Annotated in this window: 19 protein-coding genes and 8 pseudogenes; 14 read left to right on the top strand and 13 right to left on the bottom strand. The window is 51.3% G+C overall.

Annotation, left to right across the window (positions count from 1 at the left end):
* Position 1 precedes the first annotated feature (1 nt).
* From fliL to fliF, 7 genes are all read right to left on the bottom strand, one after another.
* Positions 2 to 484: a flagellar basal body-associated protein FliL gene (gene fliL, locus LU633_RS14740; RefSeq protein ID WP_016189502.1), complete on the bottom strand. Its 483-nt coding sequence runs from the start codon at positions 482 to 484 to the stop codon at positions 2 to 4.
* A 152-nt stretch (positions 485 to 636) separates the two neighbouring features.
* On the bottom strand, positions 637 to 1,962 hold the full coding sequence (locus LU633_RS14735; RefSeq protein ID WP_016189501.1) for a flagellar hook-length control protein FliK: 1,326 nt from the start codon (positions 1,960 to 1,962) through the stop codon (positions 637 to 639).
* Positions 1,959 to 2,405, bottom strand: a complete 447-nt coding sequence (gene fliJ / locus LU633_RS14730) for a flagellar export protein FliJ (protein WP_016189500.1) — start codon at positions 2,403 to 2,405, stop codon at positions 1,959 to 1,961. The genes LU633_RS14735 and fliJ overlap by 4 nt, the downstream gene beginning before the upstream one ends.
* 15 nt (positions 2,406 to 2,420) lie before the next feature.
* Positions 2,421 to 3,782 carry a flagellar protein export ATPase FliI gene (gene fliI, locus LU633_RS14725; RefSeq protein WP_016189499.1) on the bottom strand — a complete coding sequence of 454 codons (1,362 nt, stop codon included), beginning with the start codon at positions 3,780 to 3,782 and terminating at the stop codon, positions 2,421 to 2,423.
* Entirely contained in the window at positions 3,782 to 4,474 is a 693-nt protein-coding gene (fliH, locus tag LU633_RS14720; RefSeq protein WP_016189498.1) for a flagellar assembly protein FliH, read from the bottom strand. Before fliH ends, fliI begins: the two co-directional genes overlap by 1 nt.
* Positions 4,467 to 5,459: a flagellar motor switch protein FliG gene (gene fliG, locus LU633_RS14715; RefSeq protein ID WP_016189497.1), complete on the bottom strand. Its 993-nt coding sequence runs from the start codon at positions 5,457 to 5,459 to the stop codon at positions 4,467 to 4,469. Before fliG ends, fliH begins: the two co-directional genes overlap by 8 nt.
* Positions 5,456 to 7,177, bottom strand: coding sequence for a flagellar basal-body MS-ring/collar protein FliF (gene fliF, locus LU633_RS14710; protein WP_016189496.1), 1,722 nt, complete (start codon positions 7,175 to 7,177; stop codon positions 5,456 to 5,458). Before fliF ends, fliG begins: the two co-directional genes overlap by 4 nt.
* A gap of 239 nt (positions 7,178 to 7,416) precedes the next feature.
* Between fliF and fliE the strand changes: the two genes are divergently transcribed.
* Positions 7,417 to 7,728 carry a flagellar hook-basal body complex protein FliE gene (gene fliE / locus LU633_RS14705; RefSeq protein WP_016189495.1) on the top strand — a complete coding sequence of 104 codons (312 nt, stop codon included), beginning with the start codon at positions 7,417 to 7,419 and terminating at the stop codon, positions 7,726 to 7,728.
* Positions 7,729 to 7,853: 125 nt separating this feature from the next.
* Here fliE and LU633_RS26250 read toward each other — a convergent pair whose 3' ends face one another.
* Positions 7,854 to 8,417 (bottom strand): site-specific integrase, encoded by a 564-nt coding sequence (locus tag LU633_RS26250; RefSeq protein ID WP_016189494.1) that lies wholly within the window; start codon positions 8,415 to 8,417, stop codon positions 7,854 to 7,856.
* A gap of 124 nt (positions 8,418 to 8,541) precedes the next feature.
* Positions 8,542 to 8,682: pseudogene (xisR, locus tag LU633_RS14700) on the bottom strand (excisionase family protein); the annotation flags it as partial.
* Positions 8,683 to 8,868: 186 nt separating this feature from the next.
* Here xisR and LU633_RS14695 point away from each other — a divergent pair.
* The 4 genes and pseudogenes from LU633_RS14695 (at position 8,869) to LU633_RS14680 (ending at position 11,632) form a co-directional block, all read left to right on the top strand.
* Positions 8,869 to 9,907 (top strand): annotated as a pseudogene (locus LU633_RS14695) (helix-turn-helix domain-containing protein).
* A 57-nt stretch (positions 9,908 to 9,964) separates the two neighbouring features.
* Positions 9,965 to 10,090 (top strand): annotated as a pseudogene (locus LU633_RS14690) (tail fiber assembly protein); the annotation flags it as partial.
* A gap of 128 nt (positions 10,091 to 10,218) precedes the next feature.
* Complete coding sequence (locus LU633_RS14685; protein WP_016189493.1) at positions 10,219 to 10,443, top strand: hypothetical protein; 225 nt, start codon at positions 10,219 to 10,221, stop codon at positions 10,441 to 10,443.
* Between the two features lie 367 nt (positions 10,444 to 10,810).
* The gene (locus tag LU633_RS14680; RefSeq protein WP_016189492.1) at positions 10,811 to 11,632 is read left to right on the top strand and encodes a DUF4225 domain-containing protein; all 822 of its coding nucleotides are present in this window, start codon (positions 10,811 to 10,813) and stop codon (positions 11,630 to 11,632) included.
* Here LU633_RS14680 and LU633_RS14675 read toward each other — a convergent pair.
* Entirely contained in the window at positions 11,629 to 11,943 is a 315-nt protein-coding gene (locus LU633_RS14675; RefSeq protein WP_016189491.1) for a hypothetical protein, read from the bottom strand. The genes LU633_RS14680 and LU633_RS14675 overlap by 4 nt on opposite strands.
* Before the next feature lie 485 nt (positions 11,944 to 12,428).
* Here LU633_RS14675 and LU633_RS14670 point away from each other — a divergent pair, with 485 nt between their 5' ends.
* From LU633_RS14670 to LU633_RS14635, 8 genes and pseudogenes are all read left to right on the top strand, one after another.
* A complete protein-coding gene (locus tag LU633_RS14670; RefSeq protein WP_016189490.1) occupies positions 12,429 to 13,007 on the top strand; it encodes a recombinase family protein in 579 nt (192 codons plus the stop codon).
* Between the two features lie 29 nt (positions 13,008 to 13,036).
* Positions 13,037 to 13,519, top strand: coding sequence for an Hcp family type VI secretion system effector (locus tag LU633_RS14665; RefSeq protein ID WP_016189489.1), 483 nt, complete (start codon positions 13,037 to 13,039; stop codon positions 13,517 to 13,519).
* Positions 13,520 to 13,546: 27 nt separating this feature from the next.
* Entirely contained in the window at positions 13,547 to 14,146 is a 600-nt protein-coding gene (locus LU633_RS14660) for a peptidoglycan recognition protein family protein (RefSeq protein WP_016189488.1), read from the top strand.
* A complete protein-coding gene (locus tag LU633_RS14655) occupies positions 14,140 to 14,571 on the top strand; it encodes a hypothetical protein (protein ID WP_016189487.1) in 432 nt (143 codons plus the stop codon). Before LU633_RS14660 ends, LU633_RS14655 begins: the two co-directional genes overlap by 7 nt.
* 198 nt (positions 14,572 to 14,769) lie before the next feature.
* Positions 14,770 to 15,598, top strand: a pseudogene (locus LU633_RS14650) (IS256 family transposase); the annotation flags it as partial.
* 83 nt (positions 15,599 to 15,681) lie between these two features.
* Positions 15,682 to 17,004, top strand: coding sequence for an IS4 family transposase (locus LU633_RS14645; RefSeq protein WP_046371912.1), 1,323 nt, complete (start codon positions 15,682 to 15,684; stop codon positions 17,002 to 17,004).
* Between the two features lie 14 nt (positions 17,005 to 17,018).
* A pseudogene (locus LU633_RS14640) lies at positions 17,019 to 17,330 on the top strand (transposase); the annotation flags it as partial.
* Between the two features lie 273 nt (positions 17,331 to 17,603).
* Positions 17,604 to 18,577 (top strand): annotated as a pseudogene (locus LU633_RS14635) (IS3 family transposase); the annotation flags it as partial.
* 25 nt (positions 18,578 to 18,602) lie between these two features.
* Here LU633_RS14635 and LU633_RS14630 read toward each other — a convergent pair.
* Positions 18,603 to 19,723 (bottom strand): IS3 family transposase gene (locus tag LU633_RS14630; protein ID WP_152664168.1). Its coding sequence is split into 2 segments (ribosomal slippage): positions 18,603 to 19,465 and positions 19,465 to 19,723, totalling 1,122 coding nucleotides; the frame shifts between segments, so codons are not numbered across the junction.
* 73 nt (positions 19,724 to 19,796) lie between these two features.
* Between LU633_RS14630 and LU633_RS14625 the strand changes: the two are divergent.
* Positions 19,797 to 20,003 (top strand): annotated as a pseudogene (locus LU633_RS14625) (integrase core domain-containing protein); the annotation flags it as partial.
* Positions 20,004 to 20,015: 12 nt separating this feature from the next.
* On the opposite strand, the pseudogene LU633_RS14620 reads toward LU633_RS14625, so the two are convergent.
* Positions 20,016 to 20,126, bottom strand: a pseudogene (locus tag LU633_RS14620) (IS200/IS605 family transposase); the annotation flags it as partial.
* A gap of 258 nt (positions 20,127 to 20,384) precedes the next feature.
* Positions 20,385 to 21,599: an IS91 family transposase gene (locus LU633_RS14615; RefSeq protein ID WP_046371908.1), complete on the bottom strand. Its 1,215-nt coding sequence runs from the start codon at positions 21,597 to 21,599 to the stop codon at positions 20,385 to 20,387.
* Positions 21,600 to 21,607 lie beyond the last annotated feature (8 nt).

The raw sequence follows: 21,607 nt of genomic DNA, 5'->3' as shown, positions 1-21,607 counted from the left end.
CTTACCTCAGAATAAAGGCAGTAAACAGAACATCATTCACTGTTTGCTGAGGTTGGCCGGGAACCAGCGGCGGAGCCAATACGGTTTTAATCTGATTGACCAGATCCTGTTTGCCCTGATCGTTGCCAAGGGTGGCGGCATTCTGACGGGACAGCAGCAGCAGCAGGCGACTGCGCACTTCCGGCAGATAATCATTCATTCTACGACGCGTATCTTCGTCGGGCAGGCGCAGCGTGAAGCCGACATACAACACGCGATCTGGATCGTTGTCAGGATTAATCAGGTTAACGGTAAAGGTGTCCAGAGCAAAAAAGACCGGCGCTGGCGGCGGTTCAGCAGGCTTTGTCGCCTGGGCCGTGTCAGTGGGAGCCTTCATCATGCGCCATACGAAATAGCCTCCCGCGCTGCCTGCTATTACTAAAACCAGCAGTATCAGCGGTATCAGAAGCTTACGTTTGCCGCTTTTGGCTTTCTTATCGGTCATATCAGCTATAACTTCCTGTGATTATTTTCGGGGAAAGCGTTACCACGTTATCCGCTTTCCCGCCGCATTATGGGCAGATTATCCCGCGTCCTGCACTAAACAATTGGCTGAAAAAGCGCGGGTTTTGCCGTTAGCTTTTTCGTTTGTTGCCGTCAGGCGAAAATATCAACAGCGCTGTTGCCGCCTGCGCGTGCCTGCAAGCTGGCGGGCACGGAAATAGCCGTTACGTCACTGTCATTTTCACTGGCGAGACTAAAAGTATTACCGCCGCTGTTATTGCGCTGCTGTTCCTGCTGACCGCTGAAACCCTGGCTCTGCTGGAAAGCATCGCTGCTGACGCTGCTCTGACCAAGACTGATGCCGCTGTCCGCCAGCGCGGTCCGTAGTTGAGGAAGTGCCGCTTCCAGCGCTGCGCGAACCTCACTGTGACCGGATATCATATTCAGCTGCACCTGGTCATTATCCAGCTTCAGACTGATCTGGATGCTGCCCAGGCCCTGCGGATGTAAATGCAGCTCTGCGGTTTGCCGGCCGTTACGGCTGAACATCACGATCTGCTGACTGAGCGCCTGCTGCCACTCCGGGCTACCTAACTGAGAACTAAGCTGGGCGGTGGCTGGCACGGTGACCGTGGTGGTTGTGGTGGGCGTCAGCGCAGCCGATGCGGCACTGGTCACACCGGTGGTTATCGCGCTGGAGGACGTGGCGCTTGCAGTTTCTTTCTCGCTATCTTTTGTCATGTGATTCAGCACCTGCTGGAAGGCAGCATTCAGCTGGCTGCTGTCTGTGCTGTTCTTCGCTGAACTGCTCACCGTGTCATTTGCCAGAGAAAGTGCAGAGGAACGCCGATCGCTTTTATCACTGCCCTTCACCGCACTGGCATCTTGCTGGGAGGTGGTGTTGACATCATGGTCTGATAACAGGGAGGAAAGTGTGGCCTGCTTATCCCCCTGCATGCCGCTGCTATCCCCTTGTGCGCTGGTGGTGTTATTGACCTGTGAGGCAACCTGCTGCTGTGCCGGAGGTAGCATGGCAAACAATGCTTGTAAAGCCTGCATATCGCCGCTGGCGGGGGGGGATGCGCTGTCAGTACTGTTATCGGTTGTAGTTCCGTCGGCGACGCTGCTCGTAGTGGTTGTTGCCGATACTAAAAGCCCGTCCGTGCTTTGCGGCTGGTTTAAGGCGGCCAGCAGTTTATTCAGCCTGGTTTTAGCCGTCTGATCACTGCCCGCTGTGCTTGCGGTGCTCTCATCGGTGGCAATCGCACTGGTGGTCGCGGTGGCGGGTAATGCCGTTTGCCCTTGCTTTGCTACCGTCAGCAATTTGCTGCCCAACAGGCGCAAAAAGCCTTGAGCACCACCCGTTCGCGTGGTGTCTCCTAAGCTGACATCGCTGTCCACATCGGTAGTGGTAGCCGCCGATCCTGACGACGTGGTGGTAACTTTGCTGGCATTGACAACAATGGGCAACGTGTTCATTCGCCTTTCCTCAATGATGCCCGTTGGGCAAATTCATCCATCCGTTTCTGATCGAGACGGTTTTCCTGTAATAGTTCGTTTGCCAGCGCACGCGCCTGTAAAGTTTCATAGGCGTGCAGCCGCTTCTGTTTGTCGCGCCAGTAATTCAGCGCTTTTTCCAGTCGACTATCCCAGTGCGCCAGCTGCTGACGGTGTTGCTCAATGGCCCCTTCCAGCGTGGCGATAAACTGGTGATAGTTGTGCCAGCGCGTACTGTTTATCCCCTCTGACATATTGCTGTTGAGGGTTCTGCGATATTCATCTTGATAATTGAGCAGCATCGATAGCTGTTCGTCAGCCTGCTTTTGCGCCTTGCGCACTTCGCCCAGCTGAGTTGCCGCATGGTCTAAATCCTTCTGCGCGAGATCGCACAGTGTTGCGATGGGTGAGGCTTGCTTGCTCATGCTCAACTCCGTCGGTTAGCCAAAAATTGCCTGTAAATGCAGGCAGGCATCGCCAAAGGTGCTGCGTTCAAACATTCCTTGTTGCAGAAATGCTTCCAGCTCTGGATAAAGTTTAATCGCTTTATCCAACATTGGATCGCTACCTGCGGCATAGGCACCGACGCTGACCAGATCGCGGTTGCGCTGATAGCTCGACAGCAGCTGCTTAAACTGGCGCACCCGCGCATAGTGCTGTTCATCGATCAGGTGTGCCATCACGCGGCTAATCGAGGCTTCAATATCAATAGCCGGATAGTGGCCGGATTCCGCCAGGCGGCGCGACAGAACAATATGTCCGTCGAGAATAGCGCGCGCCGAATCAGCAATCGGGTCCTGCTGATCGTCACCTTCCGTCAACACGGTATAAAAGGCGGTGATCGAACCGCCGCCATCAATACCGTTCCCGGCACGTTCCACCAGCGCGGGGAGCCTGGCGAAAACCGACGGTGGATAGCCTTTGGTGGCAGGAGGTTCACCGATCGCCAAGGCGATTTCACGCTGCGCCATGGCGTAGCGGGTCAGGGAATCCATAATCAGCAGAACATGTTGACCGCGATCGCGAAAATCTTCGGCAATGCGGGTGGCGTAAGCAGCACCCTGCATGCGCAGCAGGGGCGAAACGTCGGCCGGGGCGGCAATCACCACCGCGCGGGCGCGGCCTTCGCTACCAAGAATATTTTCAATAAAGTCTTTTACTTCACGCCCGCGCTCGCCAATCAGGCCGACCACGATGACATCGGCTTTGGTGTAGCGGGCCATCATTCCCAGCAGGACACTTTTACCGACACCAGAACCGGCAAACAGACCCATACGCTGGCCGCGGCCGACGGTGAGCAGGGCGTTGATTGCGCGTACGCCGGTATCCAACACGTCGGTGATTGGCGTGCGCTGCAGCGGATTAAATGGCGGCGTAATTAGCGGTGCGCGATAGCCGGTTTCCGGTGAGGGCAAACCATCCAGTGGGCGACCGCTGCCGTCCAGAACCCGTCCCAACAGCTCCGGTCCGAGCATCAACTGCTTACTGCTTTGCTGGCTGTTTCCGGCGACGCGTGCATAAACCCGTGCGCCGGGTAGAATCCCTTCTACTTCTTCCAGTGGCATCAGAAAGAGTTTTTGACCATTGAAGCCCACCACTTCGCTTTCGACTTCGGCGATGCCGCTGGCATCGGTACGTTCAATCACGCAGGTTGCCCCGAGCGGCAGCTGCAGGCCGGTGGCTTCCAGCACCAGCCCGGTAGCGCGGGTCAGTCGGCCATAGCGGCGCACCTCCGGAAGCTGACCAAGTCGCTGTTCGAAGGCGTCAAGCGTGCCTAACCAGCGTGAAAGACGGGTGGTCATTACAGTTCTCCCGGTGCCGCCAGGCGGCAAAGTTCATGCCATCGGGTGGCAATACTGGCATCCAGATCGCCATCTTCCGCGCTGACTTTGCAACCACCCGGATGGATGGTGCTGTCGGCCACCAGCCGCCAGTTGTGCAGGCTGAGTGTGGCACCCAGGCTTTGCTCAATACGTGGCAGGTCGTCGGGATGAATACGCAGCGTCGGTTTGCCGCTAAACATGGGTTCCTGTTGGATCATATTTTGAATCTGCCGTAGCAGGGCGGTACCGTCTACGTGCGGTGCCTGACCAATCACCTGGCGGGCTGCCTCCAGTGCCATCTGCATCAGGCGCGCGGCAATCACACTGTCCAGCGCTTCCAGTGTCTGGGAAAATTCAGAAACCAGCTGCTGCATTCTTGACTGCAGCGGTGCCTGCTGCTGCTGGGCATCCATCAGTCCCTGCTGGTATCCGGTCTCGTAGCCTACTTTCTGCCCTTCGCCGTAGCCTTTCTGCTGGCCCTCCGCATAGCCCAAGCCCTGCGCCTCATTACGTACCTGAGTCTGCAACTGTTCCAGTTCAAACTGCTGCTGGCTGAAAGGGTCCTCCGGTAATTCGGCAGGCTCGACCGGCAGTTCAATCAGCGGTTTGTTAAGCTGCGCCAGATCGTTAGGTTGCCAGCGCTGCCAAGGTATCGAAGCGTTATCAGACATACTGTTCCTCGCCGCCGCCAATCACCATCTCGCCGCTTTCCGCCAGGCGGCGGACGATCAGTAGAATTGCTTTCTGCTCGTTCTCTACCGCAGACATACGCATCGGGCCACGGTTTGCGAGGTCGTCGCGCAGAATATCTGCCGCACGCTGCGACATGTTGCGCAGGAACTTCTCGCGCAGTGGCTGATCGGAACCTTTCAGTGCAACCAGCAGCGATTCGGATTCCACTTCCTGCAGCAGGCGCTGGATGCTGCGATCGTCCACGTCGACCAGATTTTCGAACAGGAACATCTCGTCGATGATTTTCTGAGCCAGCTCGCCGTCGAATTCGCGAACTGCTTCGATAACGGCTTCTTCCTGCTGTGTTTTCATCAGGTTGATAATTTCTGCTGCGGTTCTCACGCCGCCCATCTTCGCCCGCTTGAGATTCTGACCATCCAACAGGCCGTTAAGCACTTCAGTCAGCTCTGCCAGCGCGGCAGGCTGAACGCCGCCGAATGTGGCGATACGCAGCATGACATCGTGACGCAGGCGCTCGTCAAACTGGGCGAGAATATCGGCCGCCTGGGCACGTTTAAGGTGTACCAGGATGGTGGCGATGATCTGCGGATGCTCGTCGCGGATCAGATCGGCCGCGGCCTGTGGTTCCATAAAGTTCAGGGTTTCCATACCGCTGGTGGTTTCGCGGGTTTCGAGAATGTCTTCCAGCAGGCTGGACGCGCGCTCTTCGCCCAGCGCTTTCACCAGCACGGTACGCAGATAATCGTTAGAGTTAACGCTTAGCGCAGCGAACTGTTCGGCGTCCACCTCGAATTCACGCAGCACTTCAGTAAGCTGCTTATGAGAAACCTGACGCATATTCGAGATGGCGGTACTCAGGTGCTGCACTTCGCGGGTACCAAGGTGCTTAAACACTTCGGCGGCGCGGTCTTCGCCAATCGTCATCATCAGGATGGCGCTTTTTTCAGTACCGTTGAGGCTCATAGTTCGTCCTTCATCCACTGGCGAATAACCAGAGCCACCACGCGTGGGTCGTTTTCCGACATTTCACGAATACGCTGGCTCATGACTTCAGCACTCATGCGGTGCTGAGATTTACGTTCCTGGTCGAGCTCGTCTTTAGAAAGCTTAACGGAGACGGCATCTTCTTCAGGGCCACGATTTTGCTGGGCAACAGCCAGTGCTTCAGCGGCGGCTTTTTCCTGTTCGGCTTTACGACGAAGCTGTGGGCGCACCAGTTTGCGGTAGAGCACCCAGGCCACAATCAGCACCAGCAGCCAGCGTCCGGCCTGCATCAGCTCATCAATAAAGGATTGCTGCTGCCAGAAGGGCAGATCGTCACCGGTTTCTGCTGCATCATTAAACGGTGAGTTGACGACATTCAGGCTGTCACCACGTTTATCGGAGAAGCCCATCGCTTCGCGGGTCAGATTTTCAATTTGTTTAATCTGCGCGTCGGTGAGGGCAATGGGTTTGCCCGCCGCGTCGGTTTTATAGTTAACCACCACCGCCACTGAAAGACGCTGAACCTCTCCCACGTTCATTTTGGTGTGAAGAATGGTGCGGTCTAATTCATAGTTGGTGGTGTTTGCGTTACTGGTATTGGACGGGACGCTGCTTTTTCCGCTGTTGTTATTCTGATTAGCGTTATTATTTGCTGCAGTGTTGTTCGTCGCATTGCCGTTCGTCTGGCTGCTGTTAGCGGCCGTAGTGACGGGGGCACTGTTAGCGGGCGCAGGCTGATTAGACAGTGCACCGGGGACACCACCCGGATACTGTCCACCAATTTGCTCGCTGCTGTTGGTCTGGCGAGAACGGATCGTCTGACTGGCAGGGTCGCTGTTAGGCTGATATTTTTCGTCGGTCTGTTCACGATTGTTGAAATCGATCTGTGCAGTAACCTGTGCATGCACATTACCGTTGCCGACGATGGGGTTGAGGATCGCTTCGATACGCTGCTGGTAACGGTTCTCAACATCGGTCGCGTATTTTAGTTGCGCATCGTTCAGGTCGCGCCCGGCATTATCAGATTGCGTGAGCAGGTGGCCCGCCTGGTCAACGACGGTCACATTGCCTGGTGGCAAACCGGCAACGCTGCTGGAAACCATATGCACGATGGCGTTGACCTGACCCTCGTCGAGCGCCCGGCCAGGTTGCAGGTTCAGCGTCACCGAGGCGGTAGGAGATTTCTGCTCGCGGACAAACAGAGTTGGCTTAGGCATCGCCAGATGGACACGAACGTTTTTAACCGGTCCCAGTGTTTCAATGGTGCGCGACAGTTCTCCTTCCAGAGCACGCTGGTAGTTCACCTGTTCACTGAACTGACTGATACCAAATTTTTCCTGGTCCAGCAGTTCGAACCCGACCGCGCCACCTTTAGGCAATCCTTGCTGGGCAAGGCGCAGACGCAGTTCATAGACCTTATCCGCAGGTACGGTAAGTGCGCCGCTCTTATCGTCGAACTGATAGGGAATGTTCATCTGGGTCAGTTGAGTGATGATTGCGCCGCCGTCCTCATTGCTGAGGTTATTGTAAAGGGCCCGGTAGTCAGGCTGTTTGGCCCACAATACCATCGCGATAACGATGGCAATGGCCGCCGCTGCCGCAACGATCATCGGAATGCGAGGATTAGCGTGAAGGCGAGCGAAAAGGTCGTTCAGGCCTTTCTTCTCTGGTTGATCCTGCGTGACAGTTGCATTCATGACTCTTTCCTGCCTGACAGTTGACAGGACTGTTTCGTGTAGTGTCGTAACAAAACTGACTCCCTGGGCGACTTACGAAAAATTTTCACTTCTGATACCTGCCATTATTTTCTTAAACAGGAAATTCGATGGGTGGATAAGCCGTGATTTTTGCTCTCATTTAGCGGCTTTGTCTGGCTGACACTGTGTTAAGTTTTGCAACAGTGAAAATCACCGCTGTGTAATAACCGGAGAAGAAAATGGCAATACAGGGCATTGAAAGTGTGATTCAGCAGTTGCAAACCGCTGCGATTCAGGCCAGTGGCAAGAGCATCGATACAAGCAGCAATGCTGACTTTGCCGGCGAGCTGAAAGCAGCCCTGGATAAAATCAGTGATACACAAAATGAAGCGCGCACTCAGGCGCAGGATTTCGAAATGGGTAAATCAGGCGTTAATCTGAACGACGTGATGGTGGATATGCAGAAGTCATCCGTCTCTATGCAAATGGGTATTCAGGTACGTAACAAATTAGTCAGCGCCTATACTGATATCATGAATATGCAGGTTTAGGGGAATTAACTATAAGATTAATATGGCTAATTTATTCAGGCGGTTTTATTGTGGGGCATACATGGGGCAAAGTCGTTCAGTTTCGAGTTCATGGTGTTCAGCTGGGCTTGGTCATTTTCCTTCATTCAGGAGCCATATACTTGGTATACCATCTGGGCGTCGGCATGCCCCATTTGGCTGGCTATAAAATTCGGGTTTGCTCCGGCTGACAGAAACCAGCAAGCGTATGTGTGCCTGGACTGGTAAGGTTTACGTTGCCTGAGACCGGCTTTGCGCATCGCCGCAGTCCAGGTCTGCGCCATGGACGTGACGGCAAAATAGTCTTCGCTCCTTTTGTTGATTGCGTTGACTTTTGGACAAAAAACGAAGGTGAGGTTTTCTTGAGCCCCAGAGGCATATTCACGGCCTAGCACATTTACGCTTGTGCTGTTCCTCATCCTGGTAAGTTCCATCTGATCACGGATAATGTCCTTTGCAGCATCTATCAGATGAACGCACCGGCGACCTGCTTCGGTCTTGGGTGGTGTGAAATCTCCCAGTTTTGTCAGATTTCTCATAACGGTTATGGTCCAACGATGCGTATCAATATCTTCCCATGTCAGAGCGCATAATTCGCCATGCTTCAGCCCCGTGTATATCGCGATGGCCCAGAAGTTTGCCAGCTGCCGTGTACTACACCCAGCGATCAATCGTTGGAATTCATCGCGTTCAATCGGATCGGGCTTTTTTCGGTCCCTCTTGAGACGTGAAAGCCCGATTAGGGTAAGTAATTTTTGACATATTTAACCTCTATAAGTGAAACAGATCGTCAGGTTATGCTTTTTTACGGACAGCCGCACCAGGCTGCTTCGCCGCCTGTCTGCCAATCCATGCATCGATAGCCTTACGGTTATACATGCATTCGCTGTTGTGCTTAGGCTCATCTACCGGGGAAAAAAGCAGATACTCGCGTCCCTCGGAACGAGATGGATGACATTGTCCATATTGACCTCAGTGTTAGTTCAGGCGAGTAACGCCCATATTGCGAATGCGATTAGGTGTATTCGTCGCGACGTAATCTGACAGCGGACCCTGCAAGGTTGAGGGTTACCGGTTTTGATATGGGTGTCGAAACCTTATACAAAACACGAGGTCACCCTGATGCTCCATACTCACAATCCCATCATCAAACACAAAGCCGGCCTGCTCAATCTCGCCGAATAACCCGGTAACGTATCAACAGCCTGCAAGAGCATGGGCGTGTCACGCGACACCTTCTACCGTTATCAGGAACTGGCTGCTGAAGGCGGCATTGACGCGCTGGTTAACCAGAACCGCCGGGTTCCCAACCTGACGAACCGCGCCGACGAAGCCACTGAACGCGCGGTTGTTGAATACGCCGTTGAGTTCCCGGCCCCCGGGCAGCACCGGACCAGTGATGAGCTGCGTAAAAAAGGCGTGTTTACCTCCGGCAGCGGCGTGCGCGCCATCTGGCAACGACACGACCTGGAGAACTTCCGTAAACGCCTGAAGGCACCTGAGGAAAAGCTCGCCAGAGAAGGTATCGTGCTTACCGGTGCCCCAATCGCCGCGCTGGAGAAAAAGGCGCATGATGATGAGGCCAGTGGCGAAATCGAGACCGCTCACCCGGGCTATCCCGGGTCGCAGGACACCTTCTGTGCTGGCAATCTGAAAGGGGGGCCGTATCTGCCCGCAGCCGTTCGTGGATACGTACCCGAAAGTGGCACACTGCAAGCGGTATACGAGTAAAACGCCGAACACCGCCGCCGGCCTGCTAAATGATCGGGTACTGCCGTTCTGTGAGGCTCAGGGGCTGCCGGTGCTGAGAAGACTGACCGACAGGGGAACGGAGTACTGTGGTAAGGTGGAGCCGCATGATTACCAGCTTTATCTGGCCATCAACGATATCGACCATACAAAAACGAAGGCGATGTCCCCACAGACCAACGGCATCAGTGAGCGCTTCCATAAAACGATTTTGCAGGACTTTTATCAGGTCACGTTCCGCAAGAAGTCATATGGGGAGCGGGAGAGCCTGCAAACGGATCCGGACAACGGATTATGGCATGACAATAATGAGCGGGCTCATCAGGGGAAAATGTGCGGCGGGGGAACGCCAGTGGCCAGGTTATCTGATGGAAAACGTGTCCGGGCAGAAAAGGAGCTGAACCGGATGTAATCCGACAGACACCTGTATAAATAACCGGTAACGGTCAGATCAGGTCTGAGCTAGTACAGGTTAGGCATTATCAGCGACGAAGACAAGGCAAGTCTGGTTGTGTGGCTGAGGTACATTAAAGCAGTGCAGGCAGTGGATACATCGAAAGTGCCGGATATCACCTGGCCAGTCCGACCAGTTTAAATTTCAATCAAAAAAAATCGCGTATAATGAGAAAAAAACCACTGTTACCGATTTATCAATTTAAGTGGCGCAATTTCTCATTTTACGCGACGCGCTCCAGTTTTCATGCCTGCAAGTGAAGGTGTAATATGATCATTGAAAGGGAAATGGTTTCTCTTTCTTCCAAAGCCCAAATTGGGTGGGAGCTTTTAATGAACGTATTAACTTTTAAAAATGATACCGTCTCTGTCGGTGATGTATTTGCATCATCCTGGGGCTATGAGCAAACCAATGTTACCGATTTAAAATACACCGTTTTAGGCGCATGTTTCACTGTCTATTATGTTTTGATTTATCAGACAAAAAGTCCTTAACGTGTGAAACCGTTCCGTTGAGCGTCAAACCCCGTTAAGAGCATAATTTAATGGTTTCTGAAAGGTAACTGATTGATTTGTCTTCATCGGCTATCGCTTTTAAGTTATTGCAATCATGGCGTCGCATTTAAGTTATCTCATTACACAGACATGCCAGCCAGGTGCCATATAGCGCGGGAGTACACCCTACCGCGATAGTTAAGCCTGTTCAAAAAATAGGCTTAACGTACAATATTTTCCGATATTCAAACGCATCCCTATCAGAGAAAACAGGCATATCAAGACCAACATATTTCCGGCTGAAACGACAGTTTACAGCTGAAAATAAAGAGGTATTATCGGTGAAGTAATATACAGGGAGAACAGAATGGACGCGGCATTACTCGATATGATGCGCTCAGGCGGGAGAAATAAAGCCTGGACTGAAACAATGGTTAACCTTGAGGCCAGAAAGCTTATCAATACAGCTAATACGCTGTCTGCTTTCCATCTCAGAGATGGTCTCACACGGATGAATTTTGTTCAGGAAATAAAAGAGGTTATTGAGCAGCAGTTTGCAGCAGCACGACGCGCAAAGTCTGATGAAGAATGCATGGACTGCGTAAAAAACCTCATGGCAGAGACCGAAAATTTTGAAGAGCAGGGTCGAATGCTGCGCACGAAATCAGCGAAACTTTACGCCAAAGTGGAGTTCGTCCGGGAAAATAACAAAATTGTGGGTTATGTGATTTCTGCTGTGAATGTAGTGGTATCAGGCGTTGTGATCTTTGGTGGGTTTGTGATGTTATCCACAATGGGTCCTATAGGAATGCTGGCTGGCGCGGTCTTAATTGTTGACGGAATGAACGGTTTATCTAAGGAAGTAATCGATTTTGCACAGCCAACGGGCTATAGATCTTCACAGGGAATCGCTGCAGAATCCGTGATGCAAACAGCCCAGTTTATGGGATTCAGTCCGAAAACAGGGCTGGTTTTTTATAACGGCATCACTCTGGGTGCCAGTGCTTACAGTATTTTCGGTCTTGCACGAAAAGCGGGAGCATGGAGATTATTCAGGTGGATGCCACGGGACTATTATCGCAAAGTCGAAACGATGAGCCGTCCAAAATTAACAATGAAGATTGTTGGTTATGGTGTAAAAGCAAAAGTGATTTTCGACCTTTTGACAACCGACAATGGCAATAGTTAACCCTTGGCGATTTTTTGGTAACGCCATGATTTATATGAAAGTATCGGGGGCTGTGCAAATGACATGATGGTGATCCCAACGATGATTGCCAGCCCTCCCGCCGTTGCTCTGATGGGTGAACTGAAAACGACTAATAATAGAAAAACAACCACACATACAGCTGTGACCCAGAGCAATGTACTGAATCGGCGAGCGAGATCATTGATCACCTCCTCAAGAGTTCCGCCATAGCTTTCCACGTTATTTTTGATTTTTTGAAGATCAGTATGGCTAAATCCTGACTTCATCAATGCAGTTTCACTCACTTTCATAGCATTCCACCTTTCATCCCTAAAACCTGCATATACATAATGGCTAGTATACACGAAAATTTAGGGCCATGTCCGCAACTGTGGTGGGTATCGGGCATTATGCGTTTACCTTGGCGGAGGATATCCTGAAAGGAGAGTTGATGACGTTAAATTTCAATTTAAACAATGAATTATCTCCTTAACGTGTTTTTTACCCAGAAATGCCAGCCAAGCGCCATATAGCGTGGGAGTACATCCTATTGCAACAGGTAAGCCTGTCCAAAAAAGTGCTTACCGTACAATAATTATCTATATGGTGTTGTACGCCGGAACCGCCGAAATTTCCGTGACGCATAAATTTGGTGTTCTCTGGCCTGTACGTAAGACAGCCGCTCAACGGACGGTAAAAAATTAAATTCGCGCTTCAGAGAAAATCACTGCTGACGTTGTCTCATATCACTGGTACGATATCAATCTCTTTAACAGCCTCTTATACGTACATATTTATGACTGAAATTCGCATTGGTTATGCCCGATGTTCAACCGACCACCAGGATCTGGCCGCACAGCAGGAAGTTCTGGTCAGCCTGGGCGTCACTCCGGGCCGAATTTATACGGATAAGGGAGTGACCGGTTCAAATCGCCAGCGGCCCGGTCTGGATCAGGCACTTGCAGCCGTTCGCCAGGGAGATACGCTGGTCGTACCAAAACTGGAGCGGCTGGCTTGTTCAGTTCCGGATGCAAGAGAAATAGCCGATGCGCTACAGACTCGTGGTGTAAAGCTGGCTCTTGGTACCAGCCTCTATGACCCGGCAGACCCGATGGGAAAAATGTTCTTCAACGTACTGGCGACCTTCGCGGAATTTGAGGGCGACTTGATACGGCTCAGAACCCGTGAAGGGATGGCAATAGCCAGAGCAAAAGGAAAACTGAAAGGCAAACAGCCAAAGCTTTCAAAGAGTCAACAACAGGAGCTGTGCCGTATGCACGGCAGGGGGGAACACTCAATCAGTGACCTGGCAGAGCTGTTTTCAGTATCGCGGCCGACCGTTTACCGGACGCTTATACGAGGCAGAGAAAAGTAGTAATTATTTTATTCATACAAGGACGAATTATGGCTCAGGATATTTTTATAAAATTTGATGGTATCGAAGGTGAATCTCAGGACTCCACTCATAAAGGAGAGATTGAGGTACTTGACTGGGACTGGTCTGTTAGTCAGGCAACGAATATGCATTCCGGTAGTGGTGGCGGTGCGGGAAAATGCACTGTTGAGGACTTCCATTTTGACCATTATATCGACAAATCCAGTCCTGGCCTTCTTCAGTATTGCCTGACTGGCAAACATATTCCTGAAGCAGTTCTGACAGTAAGAAAAGCAGGTGGCTCTCCGCTGGAGTATCTGCGTATTACGCTTCAGGAAATAGTCATTACCCGAGTTAATCCGGTTTACCTCAATACAATGAGGGTCCCGCGCGAAACAGTAAGCCTCGCTTTCTCACGGGTAAAAACGGATTACGTTTTGCAGAATGCAGAGGGAAATTCAGCGGGTACGGTTTCCATGGAATATGACATTAAAGCCAATGCCGTCATTTAAATATAGCTAATATAAGGAAGTATAACTATGTTATTCGTTGATAAAAATGGTTTAGTGGATGCGGAACGTATTATTGTTAAGCGATTCAGTACAATAGAGCGCGGTAAACTGGATAAAGTGAACGGGATCGTTGTACATCAGACGGGTGGCTCCACAGCAAAAAGTTCTTTTAATAGTTATAAAGATATAGGCGCAAACGGCGCTCATTTTCTAATAGATAAAGATGGCACTATTTATCAGACAGCCTCAGTTTTCAAAGTCACAAATCATGTCGGCAATATAAGATCCAGATGTTACATGGAAAAAAAATGCACACCTTCAGAAATTGTCACAATAAAACCATTACTGAATAAATATAAACAACTCTCTCGATTAGAAAAGAAGAAGCCATACCCGGAAAGATACCCTGCTAACTTTGACTCTCTGGGTATAGAAATTGTAGGGAAACCCGCGTCAGGCGAAGGGGAAAATGCTGTTTATGAAGAAGTAAATGAAGCACAAAATAGCTCTTTAAGATGGCTTGTAGCAGAACTTACTGATACATTGAAAGTATTAATGACTGAAATATTCAGACACCCTGAAGTATCATATAAAGTTAAGACAGAAGCAGGCACAGCCCGATGGTAAAAAAAATATTTTCTATATTGGGTGTGATGTTAACCATAAATGTGGCTTTTGCAGACCATACTGCATCCAGGACAATAGTAGAAGTAAAAATTAATGAAACAGGGAAAAGTGACGATGAATCGGTAAATGTGATTGATGGTTGTCGTGCATTTAAAATCACAGATAAAGATGTGAGAGAATACTTTTCAAAATCATATTCTGTACCTTTAAACTTCAATATCCATGAACGCTATTCACCTTGTTATGCTAAAGGTTTCATCGAATTCAGCGATAATACTCGTGGTAAATGGAAAATTTCCTCCAGTGGAGGGGCAACCCTTTTATGGGATACTGGTGATGTAGCAACATTATTTTATAATAATTATAAGTGGACAGATCCTTTTGAGGGTACATACTCTTCGGAAGATGAGTCGGATTCAAAATAAAAATCCACGTCGCTATAATCTAAAGTACGTCTGTTGAGACGTACTTTACCCCTGATCTTCACAATTATCTGGGAAGTTACTTAAAAGGTTATGATATCTAAATAAAGCGGGGATTTTTCCCGCTTTTGAGACTGTAATTAAAATTGTGTAATTGCCTGTTTTTGATATGTTCACTCCAACAATGGAGACAGGCAAATTATGGACGAGAAGAAACTTAAGGCCCTTGCGGCTGAACTGGCCAAAGGCCTCAAAACTGAGGCCGGCCTTAATCAGTTTTCCCGCATGCTCACGAAGCTGACCGCTGAAACGGCACGCAATGCAGAACTGACTGACCACCTCGGGCATGAGAAAAATGCCCCTAAAACCGGCACCAATACCCGCAGCGGCTACTCTTCGAAAACGCTGCTGTGCGACGACGGTGAAATCGGGCTAAACACGCCGCGCGACCGGGAAAATACCTTTGAACCTCAGCTGATTAAGAAGAATCAGACGCGTATCGCGCAGATGGACAGCCAGATTTTATCCTTGTATGCCAAAGGCATGACCACGCGGGAAATCGTCGATACGTTCAAAGAGATGTACGATGCTGATGTGTCACCGGCCCTGATATCAAAAGTCACGGATGCCGTTAAAGAGCAGGTCGCCGAATGGCAGCGTGATTAACAAAGCGGTGTTCCTGGCACCGGGCATCAATACCGAAGGCCGGAAAGAGCTTCCGGGGATGTGGCTGGCTGAAAATGAAGGTGCAAAGTTCTGGCTGAACGTGCTGACGCAACTTAAAAATCGCGGCCTTCAGGACATCCTGATTGCCTGCGTGGATGGCCTGAAGGGCTTCCCGGATGCGATAAACAGCGTCTATCCGCAGACTCACATCCAGCTGTGCATCATCCACATGGTGCGTAACCGCCTGAAATACGTGGCGTGGAAGGACTACAAAGCGGTCACGGGCGGGCTGAAAACCGTTTATCAGGCACCAACAGAAGCTGCCGCACGGATGGCGCTGGATGCGTTCGCCGAAGAATGGGATAATGCCGATCATTTAAGGATCGGTTGACCGATCCGGTTTATGCGGTAAAAAGGGTTCTATGTTCATCATGGAACCCTTTTTAAATGGAACTTTCCCAGGCCCTCGGCATCATCAATGCCGCCACTCCTGAGCGCGCCCGTAGTCTCGCCGACCTTATTCCTCCCGAGCTTATTCAGCAGGCGCTCACCCTGACCGATACCGTTACTTTGCGTAAACGTAAACTTTCCCTCGAATCCATGATTTGGCTTGTCGTTGGGATGTCCATTTTTTGCGATCGTCCGATGACCGAAATCGTCAATCTGATGGATATTACTGACCGGACCGGAGCTCCTTTTACCGCACGCAGCGCTGTCATTCAGCGCCGTAAGACTCTGGGTGAAAATGCAGTGCGGGAGCTTTTTGATATCACACAGCAGCACTGGAATCAGCAGGCTGCACATCCAAAATGGCACGGTCTGAATCTGTTTGCTGTCGACGGCGTGGTCTGGCGTACCGCCGATACGCCGGAAAACAGAGCCGTCTTCAGTAAACACAGCAGCCAGTACGGCGAAGGCGGCTATCCTCAGGTGCGAATGGTTTGTCTGATGGAGCTGAGCAGCCATCTGATCGCCGCCAGTGCATTCGACAGTGAAAAAGTCAGTGAAATGCGGCTGGCTGAGCACCTGACGGAGAAAACCCCGAATAACAGTACCACCCTGTTCGATAAGGGATTTTATTCGATGGGTCTGCTTCATCACTGGCAGACAGCAGGAGAACACCGTCACTGGTTGTTGCCGTTGAAAAAACACGTACAGTATCAGGTGGTTCGCCGTTTGGGGCGTGGAGATGAACTGATATGCCTGAAAACCAGTCCACGAGCCAGGAAGCAATGGCCAGGGGTCCCGGAAGAAATGGTGGCAAGACTGCTGACCCGCAGGGTAGACGGTAAAGAGAGGCAGGTGCTGACGTCACTGACAGACCCGAATCGCTATCCGGGTAAAGATATCAGCGAGCTATATCGCCACCGCTGGGAAACAGAACTGGGCTACCGGGAAGCAAAGCAGGGTATGCTGGACAGCCGGTGGACATTACGCAGTCGCCTGCCGGAGCTGGTGAGACAGGAGCTATGGGGGGTACTGCTGGCTTATAACCTGGTGCGATATCAGATGGTGCAGATGGCGTTCCATCTGAAAGGAGATTACCTGCCTTACCAGCTGAGCTTCAGTGGAGCGATAAGCGAAATAATCCGGATGCTGATAACCCTGCCCTGGGCTTCGCCGGGAAAAATGCCGGGAGAACTGAGAACCCTGTATGAACAGGCGAAATGGCTTGTGTTACCGGGTAGAAGAGAGCGAAGTTACCCGAGAGAGTTGAGGGTAAAGAGCAGGAAATATCCGGATAAAAAGGTTGCTGGTCACCTTAAGTGACCAGCATTAAAGAATGGGATGACAAATATCCACAAATCAGCAAAAGCTGGCGTGCGCACGGGGAAAACCTCAATACGTTCTTCGGCTATCCGTCTGACATCCGAAAAGCTATCTACACCACGAATGCCATTGAGTCGCTGAACAGCGTGATCCGTGCCGCCATTAAGAAACGCAAGGTATTCCCGACGGATGACTCAGTGCGAAAGGTTATTTACCTGGCAATCCAGTCGGCATCGAAAAAATGGAGTATGCCGATCCAGAACTGTCGGCTGGCGATGAGCCGCTTTATTATTGAGTTCGGTGACCGCCTGAGCGTTCACCTTTGACGTGGTGGCAGTTACACAGAATTATTTACAGGGTCCCGCTTTTTCTTTGTCCTTTTCCCTGGAATTTAACTCCCCCTGTCAAATGTCTGAAACGCAATTTCCAGGTAGGTAGTGAACCGGATTATGCACAATGAAAGATCATTGCCTGCTTCTTTTCCTGTAGTCACCATACCTGACGCAGGATTAAAAAATCCTGCAAGTATAGTGGCACACTAAACCTGTCCACCTGAAAAGAGGTGATATCATCACCTCACAGTCAGAACAGGTGACATTATGACCGGACGAACCAGAAGAACTTTCAGCCCTGAGTACCGTCCTGAAGCTGCACAGCTCGTACTCGACCAAAATTATTCTGTTGCCAATGCTGCCAGAGCTATGAACGTCGGTGTTTCCACGATGGATAAATGGGTTCGCCAGCTCAAGGACGAACGGGCAGGGAAATCGCCTGATGCAATGCCCATGACACCGGAACAACTCGAGATGCGTGAGCTAAAAAAACAGATACAACGCATTGCAATGGAAAACGATATCTTAAAAAAGGCTACCGCTCTCTTGATGTCAGACTCCCTGAAAAATTCTCGTTAGTTGAGAAACTCAGGAAGCGGTTTCCTGTTGCCATTTTATGCAACGTGTTCGGGGTTCATCGCAGCAGTTATAAATACTGGCGTAAGCCGAAAACTCCCGATGCCTCACGTGTGGCATTACTGAGTCTTGTCCGGGAAGTTCACCACGCCAGCAATGGCTCTGCGGGTGCACGTAATATCGCTGCCATGGTCACGGCGAAAGGTACGCATCTTAGCCGCTGGCGCGCAGGAAAACTGATGAAAGAACTGAATATTATCAGTTGCCAGCAGCCCGGACACCGCTATAAAAAGACATCAAAAGAACATGTTGAGATCCCGAACCACCTGCAACGTCAGTTTGCCGTGAATGAACCAAATCAGGTCTGGTGCGGCGATGTGACTTACATCTGGACGGGGACACGTTGGGCATATCTGGCCGTTGTTCCGGACTTATTTGCACGTAATCCTGTTGGCTGGGCGATGTCATCTTTCCCCGATTCATCGCTGACTGGCAAAGCATTATTAATGGCATGGGAGCGAAGAAATAAACCGGCAAACGTCATGTTCCATTCGGATCAGGGAAGCCATTATACAAGCACTCATCTCAGACAACTATTATGGCGATACCAGATTAAACAAAGTTTGAGCCGACGGGGTAGCTGCTGGGATAACAGCCCGATTGACCTGCCCCCAGTATTAGATACAACCTTCAGTTAGTAATGTCGGTTGGTTTTTCTTCATGTTTCCCGTTTCGCCAGCATGCTGCAAATTCAAGCGGCGTCTGGTAATTCAGCGATGAATGAGGTCTGGACTCGTTATAATCCTGCCGCCAGTCATTAATGATTTTCCGGGCATGAAGAATATCGCTGAACCAGTGCTCATTCAGGCATTCATCCCGAAAGCGTCCGTTAAAACTCTCAATAAATCCGTTCTGTGTTGGCTTACCCGACTGGATAAGTCGCAGTTCTACACCATGCTCAAAAGCCCACTGTTCGAGCGCACAGCAGGTAAATTCCGGGCCCTGATCGGTTCTTATCGTTGCCGGATAGCCGCGAAACAGCGCGAGGCCGTCCAGAATACGTGCGACCTGAACGCCTGAAATACCGAAAGCGGCGGTGATCGTCAGACACTCCTTCGTGAAATCATCCACGCAGGTCAGGCACTTAATCCGGCGGCCGTTGGAAAGTGCATCCATGACAAAATCCATCGACCATGTCAGGTTCGGCGCATCCGGGCGGAGAAGCGGAAGCCGCTCAGTCGCCAGACCCTTACGGCGTCGCCTGCGTTTTACACCGAGACTGTTAAGGTGATAGATGCGGTAAACCCTCTTGTGGTTGACGTGAAGGCCCTCCCGACGCAATAACTGCCAGATGCGCCGGTAACCAAATCGGCGACGTTCAAGTGCCAGCTCTGTGATACGCAGAGATAGTTGCGCGTCAGCAGCCGGACGCTGAACCGAATAACGGCAGGTTGAAAGGGACAGACCGGCCAGCCTGCAGGCACGACGTTGCGACAGACCCGTTATCTCACACATGACTTCCACGGCTTCCCGCTTCTGGTCTGTCGTCAGAACTTTCGGCCCAGAGCCACCTTAAGCGCCTCCTTATCCAGCATGGCTTCAGCGAGCAGCTTCTTGAGGCGGGCGTTCTCCTCTTCAAGTGACTTGAGCCGCTTCACTTCGGGGACTTCCATGCCGCCAAACTTCTTGCGCCCGGTGTAGAAGGTAGCGTCTGAAATAGCATGCTTGCGGCAGAGTTCCCGGGCCGAAACCCCGGCTTCGGCCTCGCGGAGAATACTGATGATCTGTTCGTCGGAAAATCGCTTCTTCATGGGGATGTCCTCATGTGACTTATGAAGACATTACTAACATCGCGCTGTATTAATCAACGGGGAGCAGGTCACGATGGAACGCTTCTTCCGCAGCCTTAAAACGGAATGGATACCAGACACCGGCTACAGTCATTCCAGTGAAGCACAACGCAGCATCACGAATTACATAACAGGTTATTACAGTCATCTCCGGCCCCATCAATATAATGGTGGAATGACACCGAACGAATCAGAACAGCGGTTCTGGAAAAACTCTAAAACTGTGGACAGCTTTTGTTGACCACTACATACAGACCTCTTTACCAACATTGTTCCTAAGGATGCGAAACCGGTACCTGGGTGTCCATACGATATGATATTGACAACACCAGAGCACATGAGATGATTTCTGGAATCTATTCATGGTTAAATCCCTGTCAGTTATGGGGACAACAGGTTCGGGTTTTCCCATGAGTAGCATGACTGGCAGAGCCAACTTATTGCTGACCACCTCCACAGGAGGTGGTGTTCATGGTTAGGAAACTGAATCATCGTTTTAAAAATTTCCTGACCATGAGCAGCAGTGTCTGTAATGCAGTAATGATGTGCCATCGGGAACGTTATGGTCATAAAATGGCATTTGCGGCGCGTTTTTAACCTGAAAGCTGTTTTTCAGACGCACTTATCCCGCAGTCTGTGCCAGAAGCCATCGTTTCCGGTCGATGTTATGCAGTCTTTCTGCCACCAACTCCGACGCGTGCCTCCCGGCCTGCGCACTGCTGAAGCGCAGTCGGTTGCCGCACAGAATGCATTTGTACGGATCCGTGCGCAGAAATTCTTTCACCAGCGCGGCGAAGCCGGGCTTCTCCGGTTTTTTCCGCGCTTCCATCTCCAGGGCTTCATACACCTTCGGCAGCAGGCTACCCCGTTTACGGTTTGATAAAAAACCGTAATAACGCACCATCTTAAAATGCTTCGCCGGGATATGGCTGATATAACGTCCGATCATATCTTCCTGCGTCAGCGTCTGCTGCCGGTACTGCTGCGTACGGTGGTCGTAATAGTGGTGCACCACCACGCCGCCGCTGTAGTGCCTCAGCTTCGCCGCCGACACGGGGGGCCGTTTCAGGTACCGGCCCAGATATTTGACGCTCCGCCAGGCCCCCCGGGTCTTCTTCGCGAAGTGGACCTTCCAGCGGCGCCCGTACTGCGCCTGCAGATAGCGCAGCCACTGTTTTTTGTCGTGGATATGCCCCAGCCCCGGCAGCCTGCCGGGGTTAATCAGGTCATAGCTGTGGCGCAGCAGCCGGATGACGGCTCCGCGCCAGATTTCCTCCACGGCATGCTTTTTAAAGAAGAGGTCGCGCCATACGCCGTGTTTAATATCAAGCCCGCCGCGGGTGACGGAGAGATGAATGTGGGGATGCTGGTTGAGCTGGCGACCGTAGGTGTGCAGGGCGCAGAAGATACCGACTTCCACACCCTGTTTTCTGGCCCAGCGGAGCATGGCGCGGGTGGCTGCGCGGAACAGGGCATTGAGCAGAGGCCAGTTATTGTTGAAAAAGGGCCACAGCAGATGGGGCATGGTGAAGGTGATATGCTGCCAGTCGCAGTCGGGCAGAATTTGCTGTTGCTCTGTAATCCACTGCTCCGTGGCCTTATGTCCGCAGGAGCTGCAGCCTTTTGATTTACAGGTCTGGCAGAAGAAGCGGGTGTGGGTGCAGTCCGGGGAGGCGCAGCAGTATCGCTTCACCCCCATGGCAGCAGTGCCGCAGGCGAGCATGCGCTCGACGCAGAGTACGGTCCAGGGGCTGAGGGTGTCCCCGTGTTTATCCATATACCGGTTCCAGGCGTCATCAGTGGTGAACAGCAGTTTTGCCGGGCGCGGGATATACATGCGGCGGA

It is taken from the genome of Erwinia tracheiphila (assembly GCF_021365465.1).
GTDB classification, from domain to species: domain Bacteria; phylum Pseudomonadota; class Gammaproteobacteria; order Enterobacterales; family Enterobacteriaceae; genus Erwinia; species Erwinia tracheiphila.
The sequence above is the reverse complement of the archived record's forward strand: the minus strand, read 5'-3'. Positions and strand labels throughout refer to the sequence as shown.

Coding starts and splice junctions, on each gene's coding strand:
- fliH (WP_016189498.1), bottom strand. CDS start 4,474: ATGTCTGATAACGCTTCGATACCTTGGCAGCGCTGGCAACCTAACGAT.
- fliL (WP_016189502.1), bottom strand. CDS start 484: ATGACCGATAAGAAAGCCAAAAGCGGCAAACGTAAGCTTCTGATACCG.
- LU633_RS14655 (WP_016189487.1), top strand. CDS start 14,140: ATGGTAAAAAAAATATTTTCTATATTGGGTGTGATGTTAACCATAAAT.
- LU633_RS14735 (WP_016189501.1), bottom strand. CDS start 1,962: ATGAACACGTTGCCCATTGTTGTCAATGCCAGCAAAGTTACCACCACG.
- LU633_RS14680 (WP_016189492.1), top strand. CDS start 10,811: ATGGACGCGGCATTACTCGATATGATGCGCTCAGGCGGGAGAAATAAA.
- LU633_RS14645 (WP_046371912.1), top strand. CDS start 15,682: ATGGAACTTTCCCAGGCCCTCGGCATCATCAATGCCGCCACTCCTGAG.
- fliJ (WP_016189500.1), bottom strand. CDS start 2,405: ATGAGCAAGCAAGCCTCACCCATCGCAACACTGTGCGATCTCGCGCAG.
- LU633_RS14660 (WP_016189488.1), top strand. CDS start 13,547: ATGTTATTCGTTGATAAAAATGGTTTAGTGGATGCGGAACGTATTATT.
- LU633_RS14685 (WP_016189493.1), top strand. CDS start 10,219: ATGATCATTGAAAGGGAAATGGTTTCTCTTTCTTCCAAAGCCCAAATT.
- LU633_RS14670 (WP_016189490.1), top strand. CDS start 12,429: ATGACTGAAATTCGCATTGGTTATGCCCGATGTTCAACCGACCACCAG.
- LU633_RS14675 (WP_016189491.1), bottom strand. CDS start 11,943: ATGAAAGTGAGTGAAACTGCATTGATGAAGTCAGGATTTAGCCATACT.
- fliF (WP_016189496.1), bottom strand. CDS start 7,177: ATGAATGCAACTGTCACGCAGGATCAACCAGAGAAGAAAGGCCTGAAC.
- LU633_RS14615 (WP_046371908.1), bottom strand. CDS start 21,599: ATGTATATCCCGCGCCCGGCAAAACTGCTGTTCACCACTGATGACGCC.
- fliE (WP_016189495.1), top strand. CDS start 7,417: ATGGCAATACAGGGCATTGAAAGTGTGATTCAGCAGTTGCAAACCGCT.
- fliG (WP_016189497.1), bottom strand. CDS start 5,459: ATGAGCCTCAACGGTACTGAAAAAAGCGCCATCCTGATGATGACGATT.
- fliI (WP_016189499.1), bottom strand. CDS start 3,782: ATGACCACCCGTCTTTCACGCTGGTTAGGCACGCTTGACGCCTTCGAA.
- LU633_RS14665 (WP_016189489.1), top strand. CDS start 13,037: ATGGCTCAGGATATTTTTATAAAATTTGATGGTATCGAAGGTGAATCT.